Annotated in this window: 8 protein-coding genes; 1 reads left to right on the top strand and 7 read right to left on the bottom strand. The window is 65.6% G+C overall.

The genetic code is table 11. The features are described from left to right. From D1643_RS07075 to D1643_RS07065, 3 genes are all read right to left on the bottom strand, one after another. Positions 1–660, bottom strand: a 660-nt coding sequence (locus D1643_RS07075) for an acylphosphatase (protein WP_160709960.1), incomplete at its 3' end; no start/stop codon positions are given. A 68-nt stretch (positions 661–728) separates the two neighbouring features. After that, on the bottom strand, positions 729–2,462 hold the full coding sequence (locus D1643_RS07070; protein ID WP_160709959.1) for a glucose-6-phosphate isomerase: 1,734 nt from the start codon (positions 2,460–2,462) through the stop codon (positions 729–731). Between the two features lie 177 nt (positions 2,463–2,639). Beyond that, complete coding sequence (locus D1643_RS07065) at positions 2,640–4,313, bottom strand: Na+/H+ antiporter NhaC family protein (RefSeq protein ID WP_160709958.1); 1,674 nt, start codon at positions 4,311–4,313, stop codon at positions 2,640–2,642. Between the two features lie 929 nt (positions 4,314–5,242). Between D1643_RS07065 and D1643_RS07060 the strand changes: the two genes are divergently transcribed. Continuing rightward, a complete protein-coding gene (locus D1643_RS07060; protein WP_160709957.1) occupies positions 5,243–6,820 on the top strand; it encodes a sodium:solute symporter in 1,578 nt (525 codons plus the stop codon). A 692-nt stretch (positions 6,821–7,512) separates the two neighbouring features. On the opposite strand, the gene D1643_RS07055 is transcribed toward D1643_RS07060, so the two are convergent. The 4 genes from D1643_RS07055 to D1643_RS07040 all read right to left on the bottom strand — a co-directional run bounded on the left by D1643_RS07055 (position 7,513) and on the right by D1643_RS07040 (position 14,287). Continuing rightward, complete coding sequence (locus tag D1643_RS07055; RefSeq protein ID WP_160709956.1) at positions 7,513–10,464, bottom strand: response regulator; 2,952 nt, start codon at positions 10,462–10,464, stop codon at positions 7,513–7,515. Between the two features lie 102 nt (positions 10,465–10,566). Then, on the bottom strand, positions 10,567–10,929 hold the full coding sequence (locus D1643_RS07050) for an Hpt domain-containing protein (RefSeq protein WP_160709955.1): 363 nt from the start codon (positions 10,927–10,929) through the stop codon (positions 10,567–10,569). Positions 10,930–10,932: 3 nt separating this feature from the next. Then, a complete protein-coding gene (locus D1643_RS12255; protein WP_201751015.1) occupies positions 10,933–13,023 on the bottom strand; it encodes a diguanylate cyclase in 2,091 nt (696 codons plus the stop codon). Positions 13,024–13,051: 28 nt separating this feature from the next. Further along, complete coding sequence (locus tag D1643_RS07040; protein ID WP_160709954.1) at positions 13,052–14,287, bottom strand: phenylacetate--CoA ligase family protein; 1,236 nt, start codon at positions 14,285–14,287, stop codon at positions 13,052–13,054. Between the last annotated feature and the right edge of the window lie 169 nt (positions 14,288–14,456).

Genomic DNA, 14,456 nt, shown 5'->3' with positions numbered 1-14,456 from the left:
GCCCGCGGCCGCGCCCGCCGCGCCCTCCGCGCCCGCCGCGCCTTCCACGCCCGCGGCCGCCGCATCTTCCGCGGCCCCCACGGCTTCCACCCACGAAACCGCCGGCCCGCACGCGAAGCAGGCGTTGGGCTGGGCGTGGAAGCGGCGGTCGAGCGGGTCGGCGTACTCGGCAGCGCAGCGCTCGCACAGAGGGAAGCCGCGCATCGACGTCTTGGCACGATCGTAGGGCAGCCGGTCGATGATGGTAAAGCGCGGGCCACAGTTGGTGCAGTTGATGAACGGATAACGGTAACGGCGGTCGTTGGGGTTGAACAGCTCGGCCACGCAGTCGTCGCAGGTAGCCAGCTCCGGCGAGACAAGCGTCGTCTTCTCCACCGCGCCCTCGTCTGAGAAGCGGATCTCAAAGGAGTCAAAGCCCTCCAGCGGCACCTCGCGCAAGTCTATCTCAGTCACCTGCGCGGCGGCCGGCGCGTTGTCCGACAGCTCCATCACGAACTCGTCGAGCAGCTTCGACTCGCCTTCCGCATGGATGGTCACGCCGTCGGCGGCGTTCAAAACCCATCCATTGATCAGGTATTTCTTTGCCATGCGATAAACGAAGGGGCGGAACCCCACCCCTTGCACGATACCGCGTACCTGAATGTCCAGCGCCTCGACCATGAGGGCACCCTCCCATCAGAGAAAAGCGCGGCCGCCCGTCGAGGCCGGCCGCGCGTCAGCGTCTTCGCCTACTCGCCCGCCTCGAGGGCGCGATCTACCAAGAGGTCGGCGATCACCCCGTTCACCACCTCGGCCAGGCAGCGCAGGGTCACGCCGGAGTTGTCGGGCAGGTGCAGGTGCACGCAGCGTCGACCGCGATCGGCCAGGGTGATGAGGTCGCCGGACGCCTGCGCCTTGGCAAGCGCGCCCAGGCTCTCGGCCTCGCGGGCCAGCGGCACGTCCTTCAGCTCGTCGGCCGACAGGATGAGGAACACGCCGCAGTTGGGGCCGCCCTTCTGGAGCTGGCCGGTGGAGTGCAGGTAGCGCGGCCCCACCTCCAAGCACGACACCACGCCGAAGGACTCGGCCACGTCATGGCGGATGGCCTCAAGCGCCTCGCGCCGGCCCTCGCCCGTGAACGGCAGAAACGCGTTGAGCGCGAAGAAATCCCCCGGCTTGATGCTGCCCAGGAGCGCCCGCAGCGCGCCGCGCACGTCCGTGCAGTCCGCGAACAGCGGCGCCAGGCGCACCTCCGCCTCGCCCATGTGCACATCGTCGATGAAGTCCTGCGTGAAGTCGGGCGCCGGCTGGCCGTCGCGCAGGATGTCGAGCACCACGGCCTTGGCCGAGGCCACGTCGGGCTGGTCGAAGGGGCACACCTTCATCAGGTAGCCGCACATGGCGATGGCGTACTCCCACATGATGAAGTGCTCGGCCAGCTCCTCCACCGAGTCGATGCGGTAGTGCTGGCGCGGGATGGACGGGTCGATGTAGGCGAGCGACATCTCGAAGTTCTTGGACTCGTCCCACAGGTCGGCCTTGGTCTGGTACATGATGACGCTGCGGTCGCCCGGATCGGCGGTGAGCAGCAGCGTGTCTATCTCGATGTTCGGCAGGATGCCTTGGCCGTCCTTGCCGAGCGACTCGGCCACCAGCTGCTCGATCCACAGGCCCAGCACGCGCCCGCGCTTAGGCGTGAGAAACGAGAACTTGTTGCGGCCCTTCAGGTAGTTGTCATAGAGGAACGCGGCCAGGTTGATGGCCGGGTTGTCGATGGCATCCTCGCTGCAGAGGCGCTCGGCCTCGATGGCGTGGTCCATGAACGAGCGCAGGTCGATGCCGGCCAGCGCCGCCGGCAGCAGGCCGAACACGGAAAGCGCCGAGAAGCGGCCGCCCACGGTGGGCTCGCCGGAGAACACGGCCGCCCAGCCCTCCTCGGCAGCCTGGCGCTCAAGCTCCGAGCCGGGATCGGTGACGGCCACCAGGTGCCGGGCCAGCTCGTCGGCGGGCATCACCTGGGCGAAGGCGTCGCGCAGGGCTGAGAGCACCAGGCGCGGCTCGATGGTGCCGCCGCTCTTCGACGAGATGATAATGAGCGTCGTGCGCGGATCGGCCGTGGCCAGCACCTCGCGCAGGCGCACCGGCGAGTCGGAGTCCAGCGTGCGGAACGTCACGCGGTTGTGATCCTGCTTGTTGTACTTGGTGATGGTCATGGGCGCCTGGGTGGAGCCGCCCTGGCCGATGAGCACCACGGTGTTGATGCCACCGGCCACCGCCTCGTCGGCGAACTCCTGGATGCGCTCAAGCGAGCAGGCGGGATGGCTGGCCAGGTCCGTCCATCCCATGAAGCTCTCGGCGCAGGCGCGCGCCTCGTCGGAGAAGTCGTACAGGGTGGCGTCCTTGCCGTGGATGCGGCTGGCCACGCAGTCCTTCACGAGGGTCTTCGCGGAGGGATAGAGCTTCTCCATGTCTCCGGTGATCATAGGGTTCCTTCTCTCAGGTTATGTTTCGAGTAGTTTACCAAAGCCTGGTCAAAGGCACTAATTCACCGCCTTTGCCGTATGGCGGTTATGTGAACGAAAGCGGCCCGCGCCATCACGCGCGGGCCGCCTGGCGCGCGACCGCCCGAGGCGCCGCGCGCATTCCAGATAGACGGGGGGCTACTCGGCCAGCACCTCCGGCTCGTTCTTCTTGCTGCCGCCCAGCTTGCGCAGCACGAGCACCGCCGCCACGATCAGCACCACGCCGAGACCCAGGGAGATCCAAGGGCTCTTGGTGAAGCCGGCGATGACGTAGCCGATGAGGCACACGACCATGACGAGCGTGGCATAGGGAATCTGCGTGGCCACGTGGCGCAGGTGGTTGCACTTGGCGCCGGCCGACGACAGGATGGTGGTATCCGAGATGGGCGAGATGTGGTCGCCATAGACGGCGCCGGCCAAGGTGGCGCCCACGGCCACCAGGAACAGCGGGTCGCTCGGCTCGAACACGCCGATGACGATGGGCAGGATAAGCGCCACCGTGCCCCAGGAGGTGCCCATGGCAAAGCCGATGAACGCCGACACCACGAAGATGACGGCCGGCAGGAAGTCGAGCCCGACGCCCAGCTCGTTCAGGAAGCCGGACACGAACTCGCCGGTACCCAGCAGGTAGCGGCACACGCCGCCGAGCGACCAGGCCAGCACGAGGATCATGATGGCGCCCACCATGGAGCGTACGCCCTCGGACATGGCGTCCATGAAACCCCCGAGCGTGGTCAGCTTGCGCGGCAGGAACTGCGCAGCCGCCCACACAAGCGACACGCACACGCCGATGCACAGGCCCATGACCGGGTTCTCGCCCACCGCCGTGGCAAAGTCGACGCCCTCGAAGAAGCCGCCCACGTAAAGCATGCCCGCGATGGAGAACACGATGAGCACGAGAATGGGCAGCACCAGGTCGAGCACGCGCCCCTTCTCCGAGATGTTGAGGCCCTTGTACTCCTCGATGGTGCCGGAGACGGCCTCCTCGATGTCGGCGCGCTCGGTCACCTTCGGCGCGAGCTCCGGGAGGTTCCCCGCGCCCTTCAGCAGGCCAGCCTCAGCGCGGTCGGCCTCGGCCTCCAGGCGCTCCTCCTCCACGGAGTCCTCGGCCGGAACGCGGTTGTGCTGCGACGCAGCCTCGGCAGCGCGCATGGGGCCGAAGTCCACATTGGTGGCCAGCATGAAGAACACGAAGAAGATGGTGAGCAACGCGTAGAAGTTGTACGGGATGGAGGCGACGAAGGTGTTGAAGCCGTCCTCGCCCATATAGCCGCCCACGGCCACGGCCCACGACGACACCGGTGCGATGATGCACACAGGCGCGGCAGTGGAGTCGATGATCCACGCCAACTTCTCGTGGCTGATGCGGAACCGATCGGTGACCGGGCGCATCACAGCGCCCACCGTCAGGCAGTTGAAGTAGTCGTCCACGAAGATGATGATGCCGAGCGCCGCCGTGAGGATCTGCGCCATGCGCGCGTTCTTAATGTGCTGGGACACCCACTCGGCATAGGCGCGGGAGCCGCCGGACACGGCGATGACCACCGTAAGCGCTCCCAATAACGCGAGGAAGAGAAGCAGCGCCCCATTCCCCGCTATCTGCTCCGCCATCATCTGCGGAACCATCGAGAACGACGCGATGAGCTGCTCGCCCCCGGCTCCGTTCAGCGTGAACTGGTAGATGATCATACCCACGAACACGCCCACGGTCAGCGATGAGTACACCTCTTTGGTGAGAAGCGCCAGGCCGAGGGCCAGAAGCGGGGGCACGATCGACCAGATACCGGAACTGATCAGTTCAAACCCTTCCATTGTTTCCCCTCTGTCGGATGGATACGACGCGGCCAGCGGCCGCAGGGTCGCGATGCGCGGGCCGCAGGCATGACAAACCTGCCTCCCGCCCGCGAACCGCAGACGCCCACCAGTATAGCAGGGGGAGGCCGCGGCTCCTGCGCAAGCCGGCAGGGGGCGGGGCGGAAAGGGACGCGGGCCGCAAGACCGGCGGCCGGCAGAAGGGCGCGCAGCCCGCCGCCTCGCTCGGCACCAGCGCCGCATGCGCGCGGCCCGGCGCCTGCGGCGCCTCCCCTGCGACTTGGCGGCGGCAGGCAGGAGCGCGACGGAGAGAACCTGCCCCGCACCCCACCCCTCCGCCTGACGGCCGGCCAGGTCCCTCGCGGCCGCTCCGCCCTCTCACCATGTCGCGCAGAACCCGAGGGCCAAAGTGGCCAAAAATGACGACCTGACGACACTCTGGGGGCGCAAAGGCCGCTTCGATGCGCGAGCGGCAACACGCGACCTGGGGTTTTGCGCTGGCCTCGCCGCGCGATTGCCCGGACGAGGGCCTTTTCCGTCGTCAGGTCGTCTTTTTTGGCCACTTTACGGGCGAAGACCGTCCGACACCCCCTTAGGAAATTATTACTTGCGGCATCGCTTTATTGTGATAAAGTAGCGTCCATGGCCGACCTGCGAGGACATAGCGGTTTTCTGGGCGCGGAGGAGTGCGCCCTGATGAGCGAGCACTTTGCCCAGAAGTGTTGCGGCGAGCGCGCCCGCGCCGTCATGAGCGAGCACCTGGCTCAGCAGTCCCCGCACGCCGCTTCCCCGCAATTTACCTACCGATACCAATAGCACACGGGTTTTCGCCCGTGGCTATTTTTTTGTAGCCCCGGGCGAGAGGTCGTGTGCGCCTTCGGTTCGGCCCCGTTGCGGGGCGTTGCACGCACGTTCGGATAGGAATCACCATGATCGAAAAAATCATCCTCGTACTGCTGTTCATCGCCGTGGCGGTGGGCGTGGGCATCTACTGCCGCAAGTCCACCAGCACCGTTGACGGCTTCATCTTGGGCGGCCGCAAGGTAGGCCCGTGGATGAGCGCCTTCGCCTATGGCACCAGCTACTTCAGCGCGGTGGTGTTCGTGGGCTACGCCGGCCAGTTCGGCTTCAAGTACGGCCTGGCGGCTACGTGGGCGGGCATCGGCAACGCCATCATCGGCAGCCTGCTCGCCTGGTGGGTGCTCGGCCCGCGCACGCGCGAGATCACCCACCGCCTGGGAGCGGCCACCATGCCTGAGTTCTTCGGCAAGCGCTACGACTCCAAGGCCCTGCGCATCGCGGCGGCGGCCATCATCTTCGTGTTTCTCATCCCGTACACCGCGAGCGTCTACAACGGGCTCTCGCGCCTGTTCGGAATGGCCTTTGCGCTGCCCTATGACGTCTGCGTCATCGGCATGGCCGTAGTGACCTGCGTCTACGTGGTGCTGGGCGGCTACATGGCCACGGTGATGAACGACTTCATCCAGGGCATCGTCATGCTGCTCGGCATCACGGCGGTGATCGTGGCGGTTATCCTCAACAACGGCGGCTTCTCGGAGGCGGTCATCTCGCTGTCGCGGATTCCGGCCGAGGGCACGGCCATGGAGGGCGCCTTCATCAGCTTCTTCGGGCCCGACCTGTTCAACCTGCTCGGCGTGGTCGTCCTCACGTCGCTCGGCACCTGGGGCCTGCCCCAGATGGTGCAGAAGTTCTACGCCATCAAGAGCGGCCCGGCGGTGAAGCAGGGCGCCATCATCTCCACGGTGTTCGCCTTCGTGGTGGCCGGCGGGTCGTACTTCCTCGGCGGCTTCGGGCGCCTGTACTCCGGCCAGATCGAATATGCCGCCAACGGCACGCCCGTGTATGACTCCATCATCCCCACCATGCTGTCCACGCTGCCGGATGTGCTCATCGGCCTGGTCATCGTGCTGGTGCTCTCGGCGTCCATGTCCACGTTGTCGTCGTTGGTGCTCACTTCGTCCTCCACGCTGACCATCGACCTCATCCAGGGCAACGTGGTCAAGGAGATGAGCGAGAAGCAGAAGATCGGCTACATGCGCGTGCTGCTGGTGGTGTTCGTGGCCATCTCAGCGGGCATCGCGCTGCTGCAGTACCACTCCTCCATCGTGTTCATCGCCCAGCTCATGGGCTACTCGTGGGGCGCGCTGGCCGGCGCGTTCCTGGGGCCGTTTTTGTGGGGCCTATACTCCGGCCGCATCTCCAAGGCCGCGGTGTGGTGCTCGTTCGCCATCGGCGTGGGGCTGACCGCCGTCAACATGGTCATGGGATTCGCGGGCACGCCGCTCATCGCGAGCCCCATCAACTGCGGCGCGCTCTGCATGCTGCTGTCGCTGGCAGTGGTGCCGCTGGTGAGCCTGATCACCAAGGCGGTGCCGTTCGAGATCAACCCGCCCTCGGCCGAGGGCGCCATCGACCGCGAGTTCGAGCGCGAGCTCGAGCAGGAGGAGCTGGCCAGCGCCGCCACCGGAGCAGCCGCCGACGTGTAGGAGCGTTCCAAAACGGCGTCGCGCGACACTTGTCGCGAAACGAGGGGGGGGGCGTCCTGCGGGGCGCCCCCCTCGTACGAGGACGCCTCTCCTTGCGTGCGCTCGCCCCCGACTGTGTCCCTCGCGCATGAAGATGAGCCGTCCCCCACCCCATCCCGCCCCGCAAGACCCGATTCGGCACCAAGATGGCGAGCGCCGTGCAGTTTTCCGTCCGCAAAGTGGCCAAAAATGACGACCTGACGACATCCTGCAGTCGCAAAGGCCGCTTCGATGCGCAAGTGGCAACACGCGACCTGGGGTTTTGCGCCGTGCGCCTTGGCCGGTCGTCTCTAAAGGGGCTCTTTTCGTCGTCAGGTCGTCATTTTTGGCCACCTTGTCTCCGAGTTTCGCAACACGCAAGAAAGCGGCGTCGAGGCAGACGACAAGCACATAAGGCAACCGGCACGGGAGAAGGCGTAGCGGCTGCGCTCGCCACTACCGCCGCAGCGAGCGCCCCAACCCAATCGACAGCCACCCGGCACCGGTCGGAGCCCGCCCGTCGCCTGGCCCGACGCCTGTCGGCACCGGCACCGGCCCCGGCGCCCTCGTCCGGCCCTCGACGCCCGGCGCCCGCCCCTTCGTCCGCAAAAAAAGCGCCCCCCCCCCGAACGGAGGCGCTAGAGGAAGGGGTCGCCCAGCAAGGGCGCGTGCCCCTAGAACATCCACTCCTGGAGGGTCTTCACCAGGGCGTTGATCTCCATGGGCTTGGACATATGGGCGTTCATGCCGGCAGCATGGGCACGGCGGATGTCCTCGGCAAAGGCGTCGGCCGTGAGCGCGATGATGGGGATCTTCGCCAGGTCGGGACGACCGTCCTCGGCCGCGGCGCGGATGGCCTCGGTGGCCTCGTAGCCGTTCATGATGGGCATCTGGATGTCCATGAGCACCAGGTCATAGTAGCCGGCCGGATGCTCGGTAGCCATCTTCACCGCCTGGCGACCGTTCTCGGCGCGCTCCACCATGACGCCGGTCATGGCGAGGATGTCCTCGGCGATGGCCGCAGCCAGGCTGTTGTCCTCGGTCAGCAGGATGCGCCGGCCCTCGCAGTTGCAGGACTTGAGCAGGGCCATCTCATCGACGACCTCCTCGTCGCCGTCAGACAGCAGATCCTGCATCACGTGAACGAGGCGCGAGCGGAACAGCGGCTTGGATATGAAGGCATCCACGCCGGTACGGCGCGCCTCCTGCTCGATGGCCGACCAGTCATAGGCCGACAGGATGATGATGGGCAGGTCGTCGGAGGCCACCTCGCGGATGCGCCTGGCCGTCTCCACGCCGCTCATGCCGGGCATCTTCCAGTCGAGGATGACGGCCGCGTAGGAACGTCCCTCCGCGACAGACTCGGCTACGCGGTCAACCGCGTCCTGCCCGCTCGTCACGAACTCGGGTGCCATCCCGATCTGCTCGAGCACGTTGCAGGCGCTCTGGCAGGCGCTCTCGTCGTTGTCGGCCACCAGCACGTTCAGGCCGGCCAGATGCGTGAGGTCCTGGCTCTCGGCCGAGCGCAGCTTCAGGTAGATAGTCACCACGAAGGTAGTGCCCTCGCCCAAAGTGCTCTCCACCTCGATGGTGCCGTTCATCAGGCTGACGATGCTCTTCACGATGGACATGCCCAGGCCAGTGCCCTCGGTGTTGGTCACGCGGTTGTCGCGGGCGCGGCTGAACGGCTCGAAGATGCGCTTCACGAACTCCTCGTCCATGCCGCAGCCGGTGTCGGTGAACGTGAACTCGTAGCAGCCGCAGCCCTGGATGCGCGAGGGCTTCTCGGCGATGTGCAGGCCGATGGTGCCGCCTTCGGGCGTGAACTTGATGGAGTTGCCCATGATGTTGACGAACACCTGCTGCAGACGCATCGAGTCGCCCACCACGTGCTCGTGGGTGATATCGGCGATGTCGACCTTGAGATGCTGCTGCTTGTCCTCGATCTGGGGATTCACGATGGTCAGCAGGTTCTCGACGGCCTCGGGCAGATCGAAGTCCTCCTCGTTGAGGGCGATCTTGCCGCTCTCGATCTTGGCCATGTCGAGTACCTCGTTGATGAGGCCCAGCAGATGGCGGCTGGCCACGGTGATCTTGCCGAGGCAGTCCTTCACCCGATCCATGTCCTCGATGTGCATGGCGGCGATGGCCGTCAGGCCCATGATGGAGTTCATGGGGGTGCGGATGTCGTGCGACATGCTGTTGAGGAAGTCGCTCTTGGCCTTGGACGCCTGATCGGCGGCGCGATAGGCCTCCTCCAAGGCCTCGCGGCTAGCCTGCTCGCGGCTCTTCACGTCGGTGATGTCCTGCACGGTGTACAGCACGCCTGTGGGCATGCCGTCCTCGTCGCGGCGCAGGCACAGGGTGGATGCCTGAATCCACACCACGCCGCCGTCCTGGTTGATGCGGTACTCATGCTGGAGGAACGGCACATCCGCGGTCAGCTCCTCGCGAATGAAGTCCGGGCCGATGGCCTTGGCGAGCGTCTCGGCATCCTCGCCATCGAGCACGCGCGCGCTCCAGTACTCCCGGAACTTCTCGAGCGGGCCGCTAGGGGGCAGGTCGCCGCCGATGTCGTCACCCTTCAGGTACTCGTAGGTATGATTCGGCAGGTCGATGATGGCGAAGCGCTTGAACAGGTTGACGGAGGTGTCGATGATGCGCGTGGCCTCCTTGTTCTCCAGCAGGAGCTGCTGCTTCTGCTGGCGCGCCTGAATGAGCAGGATGGTGATGAACACCACGAAGGCCACCACGATGCCGATGATGAGGTTCACGCCGGCGGTGTTGGCCCGGTTCACCATGGCGCTGGTGATGGACTCGGGGAAGGCGCGCAGCAGCATGAGGTCGGCCACGTCAAGCGGCGCGGCGTAGGCAGCGCCCAGACCCGAGGACGACTCGTAGGTGAAGCCGACGGGTCGCCCGTCGGCGAAGGCGTCCTTCATGTCCTGGTAGCTCACGTCGTTGTGCTCGCCGATGTAGAGGTCGAAGGCGGTGTCCACCTTCACCGCGAAGTTGCTCGAGCGCGCAAGGATGTTGCCTTCGCTATCGCAGAGGTAGCTGGACGTCTGCTCGCCGAAGAAGTAGGTGGTGAGCAGGTCGGATACGGTGGCCTCGGTGTAGACGCCTGACATGACGCCGATGATCTTGCCGTGGTAGCGCAGCGGCGTGTAGAACACGAGCGCGTTACCCTCGCCGCTGTTGGCGCCGTACACCGCGCACACGCCGGATTCGCCCTGCATGCCGCGCTGGTAGTGCTCGCGGTCCACCATGTCGGTTCCCTGGCCCTGGATGTTGGACACGCTGCCCTGCTCGTTGGTGAACAGCAGGTAGTCGAACGAGGTGTCGTTGGACAGCTGCGCCAAGTCTTCCTGCGTCACCGTGGAGGACTTCAGCGTCAGCTCGAAGATGCGTGAAACCGTGTCGATGTTGTCCTGCGCGTTGCCGAACAGCTCGTTGAGGCGACGCGCCGTCTGCTCGGTGGAGCCTTCGACGTAGCGCCCGTTCTGCTCGACGATACGGTCGAGGTTGGCGTTCATGAAGGCGATGAAGGCGGCGATGATCAAAGCCAGCACGATAAGGGCGGCAATGATGCGGTTGCGGGTGATGCTGGTTGCGGTGGTCGTCATGACGTCGACCTTTCTCGCGGACGTGCGCGGCTGGAGCAAGGACACAGGAGGGCGACCCGCAAGCGCCGCGAGGGCGCCCGACAGGCCGTCAACGAAGCGAGGCTAGAGGGCGGAAACGGCGGCGACGGTACGCTGGTAGGCCTCCTCGGTGACGCGGAGCAGCTCCGGCACGGCACTCATGTCGGCCGGAACGCCGGCGTCATCGAGACGCAGGGCGTCAGACAGCGCGCTTGAGGCCTCGAACAGCGGCGTGAACCCCAAATCGCGGCTGATGCCCTTCATGGTGTGGGCGGCGCGGAACGCCTCGGCCAGGTTGCCCTCCTCAAGGGAAGCCCCCAGGTTCTCGAAGCTCTTGTCCTCGAGGAAGATGGCAGCGAACTTGCGGATGCGCTCGTCGGTCAGAAGTCGGCCGCGCACGCCCTCCAGGTCGCCGCCCATGGCTGCATAGCAGGATTCCAGGGACATCTTCTACTCCTTCTCGTCAGGCTCGCTGCCGTCGATGGCAGACAGAACCGATTTGCCGTCCTCCAAAGTGGTCATGTCGCTGAAGACGTAGCCGCCACGGCCGCCGCGCTTCATGTCGTAGAGGGCCGCGTCCGCGTTGCGGAACAGCTCGTCGTAGCCGTACTCGCCGCCGACGGTGCACGCCACGCCCATGCTCACCGAGAGCTCAAAGCCCTCGTACTCACCGGTGATCGAACGGAACACGCGATCCACCAGGGGCTCAGGCTCGGTATGGCAGTCCACCAGGCAGATGAGGAACTCGTCGCCACCCACGCGGGCCACGATGTCGCGATCGCGCACGCTGGCTAAAAGCCGGCGGGAGAAGTGGCGCAGAACCTCGTCGCCGAACTGGTGGCCGCGGGTGTCGTTGGCCTCCTTGAAGAAGTCCAGGTCGAGGATCATGAACACGAAGTTGCCCTCGGGGCTCACCTCCATGCGGTCGATGATGGCCTGGCGCGCCGAGGCGTGGTTCAGAAGGCCCGTCAGCGCGTCATGGCTGGCCTTGTACTGGAGGTCGATCAGGCGCTCGTGGCTCTCGGTGATGTCCACGAGCTTGCCGATGGAGCCGTGGTAGACCGGCTCCTCGTCGTCGCTCCAGATGGCGCGCGAGGTGGAGTGGAACCAGCGCGGCTCGCCGTTGACCATCACCTGAAGATCGTGCTCGACCACGGGGTTCTCCGGCGTCGTGGCATGGAGCGCCTCGACCGTCGCGTCGAGGATCTCGCCGCCGAAGGCAGAGCGCAGGCGCTCGTCGTTGAGCGGATCGAGGATGATCTCGTCCAGGTCGAGCTGGGACTTTCCCCAGTCCGACACCGTCAGCATAGGCGGATCGAGCGTGAACTCGTACTGGATCTCGTTGGACATGGACGCGAAGAAGCGGTACTTCATGCGCTCGTAGTCCAGCAGCTCCAACGTGCGGCTGGAGGTTGCGTCCGGGCGCACCACCTTGTCGACGATCTTGCCGATCTCGCGGTCGGTGTGGTCGGAGAACGACGCCACCTTCAGCTCCTCCTGCACGTCGTCGGCCACCTCGGCCAGGCATTCCAGCAGGAAGGGGTTGAAGGCGCCGCACTCGCCGTCCATGATCATCTGGATGGCCGTCTCGTGCGAGTAGGCGTCCTTGTACACGCGCTTGGACGTGAGGGCGTCGTACACATCGGCCAGGGCCACCACCTGGGCGGCGATGGGGATGTCGTCCCCCACCAGGCCGTCAGGATAGCCGCGGCCGTCGTAGCGCTCATGGTGCCAGCGAGTGATCTGGTAGGCCAGGCGCACGAGCGGCTCGTCGCGGTAGGTGGGCAGATCGTCGAGCATCTCGGCGCCGATGACCGTGTGCTTCTTCATGAGGTCGAACTCTTCGTCCGTCAGGCGCCCGGGCTTGTTGAGCACCTCGTCGGGAATGGAGATCTTGCCGATGTCGTGCAGGCTCGACGCCATGGCGATGAGCGAGATGTCCGACGGGGTGATCTGGTAGCGATCCGTCTTCTGGATGATGTGGTTGAGCAGAAGCTCGGTCATGGCGCTCACGTGGAGCACGTGCAGGCCGCTCTCGCCGTTGCGGAACTCGACGATGTGGCTCAGGATGGCCACCATGAGGCTGTTGCCCTTCTCGCGCTCGTAGATCTGGTCGGCCACCATGCCGATGAGCGCCTTCTGCTTGGCGTAGAGCATGGTGGTGTTGAGCACGCGGCGACGCACGATGTTGGCGTCGAAGGGGCGGCTGATGAAATCGGTGACGCCCAGCTCGTAGGCGCGCTCGATGTAGGTGGAGGCGCTTTCCGACGACACCATGATGACGGGAATGTCCTTGATCCAGCCGTGGCGGTTCATGACGGCCAGAACGTCGAAGCCGTCCATCTCGGGCATGACGATGTCGAGCAGCACGAGCGAGATGCCCGTGCCGAGGGCCTGCATCTGACCGATGGCCCGAAGGCCGTTCTCGGCTTCCAGGATCTCGTACTCATCCCCGATCATGTCCGCCAGGAGCGCTCGGTTCATGGCAGAGTCGTCGACGATGAGAATGGTCTGCTTCTTCTTAAATGCGGGGGCCTCCACAAAACACCTCTTCTTTCGTGCGGGGCGCCTAGTAGCGACTGTCGAAGATGCGCTTCGTCTTCTTCTCGGAGCGCGGCAGCTCGCCGATCGGCACGCCGCGCGCCTCGGGCGTGCAGCCGAGCTTGGCCTTGAAGATGAGCGCGAGCTCCTCCTCGCAGCGGGCAAGCGCCTCGCCCTCGAGCGGCGTCTCGAACAGCACGGTGAGCACGTCGCGGCCGTTGATGGCCTCGATCATCACCTGGTACTCCGAGCTCGTGCCGTCGGTGGCCTTGATGACCTCCTCCACCTGGGCCGGGAACATGTTGCAGCCCTTCACCTTGAACATGTCGTCGGTGCGACCGGTGAGCGTGTCGATGCGCGGGTGATGGCTGCCGCAGGGGCAGGTACCGGGGATGATGCGCGTGAGGTCGTGGGTGCGGTAGCGGATGAGCGGGGCGCCCTGCTTGCGCAGCGTGGTGAGCACCAGCTCGCCCACCTCGCCGTCGGGCAGGTTCTCGCCGGTCTCCGGATCCACGATCTCGATGTAGACGAAGTCGTCCCAGATGTGCATGCCGGCGTGGGCGTCGCAGGAGATGCCGATGCCGGGGCCGTACACCTCGGTGAGGCCGTAGATGTCGTAGATCTCGATGCCCAGCTCGTTCTGGATGCGGTTGCGCATCTTCTCGCCCCAGCGCTCCGAGCCGATGACGCCCTTCTTCAGGTGAATCTTGTCGCGCAGGTCGCGCTTGGAGATTTCCTCGGCCAGGAGCAGGGCGTAGGAGCTGGTGGCGGTGATGACCGTGGACTTGAGGTCCTGCATCATCTGGAGCTGCTTGTCGGTGTTGCCCGGCCCCATGGGGATGGCCATGGCGCCTAGGCGCTCGGCGCCCAGCTGAAAGCCGATGCCAGCAGTCCACAGGCCGTAGCCCGGGGTAATCTGGATGCGGTCGAGCGGCGTGATGCCGGCCATCTCGTAGCAGCGGGCAAACTGGGTGGCCCAGTCGATGACGTCCTGCTGGGTGTAGGGGATGATGACCGGCGTGCCCGTGGTGCCCGAGGAGCTGTGGATGCGCACCACCTCCTCGTCGGGAACGGCCTGCAGCCCCAGCGGATAGGCGGCCCGCAGGTCGTCCTTCTCCGAGAAGGGAAGCTTCTCGAAGTCGGCCTGGGTGCGGATGTCCGCGATGTCGATGCCCTCGAACTTCTTGGCGTAGAAGGACGAGCGCTCTTTCAAGGTGGCGAACTGGGCGGTGATGAGCTCCAGCTGCTCAGGAGTCATTTGCATGGCACACTCTTTCTGTTTGCACAGTAACGGTAACCATTCTATGACAAAGCGTGCGCCGAGAGAACGGGAACCCAAGGCTGGGAGGGGAAAACTCTGAGCCGGCCGAAGGAGGGGACGGGGCCGTGGGAGGCGCGAGTCCGAGGCGGGCGGGACGGGGGCCGAGGGGGGG

Origin of the sequence: Enterorhabdus sp. P55, assembly GCF_009911695.1 — a bacterium.
Lineage (GTDB): Bacteria > Actinomycetota > Coriobacteriia > Coriobacteriales > Eggerthellaceae > Enterorhabdus.
The sequence above is the reverse complement of the archived record's forward strand: the minus strand, read 5'-3'. Positions and strand labels throughout refer to the sequence as shown.

Bases quoted from the DNA above. Each gene is read 5' to 3' on its own strand.
- D1643_RS07070 (WP_160709959.1), bottom strand. From the start codon at position 2,462: ATGATCACCGGAGACATGGAGAAGCTCTATCCCTCCGCGAAGACCCTC.
- D1643_RS07065 (WP_160709958.1), bottom strand. From the start codon at position 4,313: ATGGAAGGGTTTGAACTGATCAGTTCCGGTATCTGGTCGATCGTGCCC.
- D1643_RS07060 (WP_160709957.1), top strand. From the start codon at position 5,243: ATGATCGAAAAAATCATCCTCGTACTGCTGTTCATCGCCGTGGCGGTG.
- D1643_RS07055 (WP_160709956.1), bottom strand. From the start codon at position 10,464: ATGACGACCACCGCAACCAGCATCACCCGCAACCGCATCATTGCCGCC.
- D1643_RS07050 (WP_160709955.1), bottom strand. From the start codon at position 10,929: ATGTCCCTGGAATCCTGCTATGCAGCCATGGGCGGCGACCTGGAGGGC.
- D1643_RS07040 (WP_160709954.1), bottom strand. From the start codon at position 14,287: ATGCAAATGACTCCTGAGCAGCTGGAGCTCATCACCGCCCAGTTCGCC.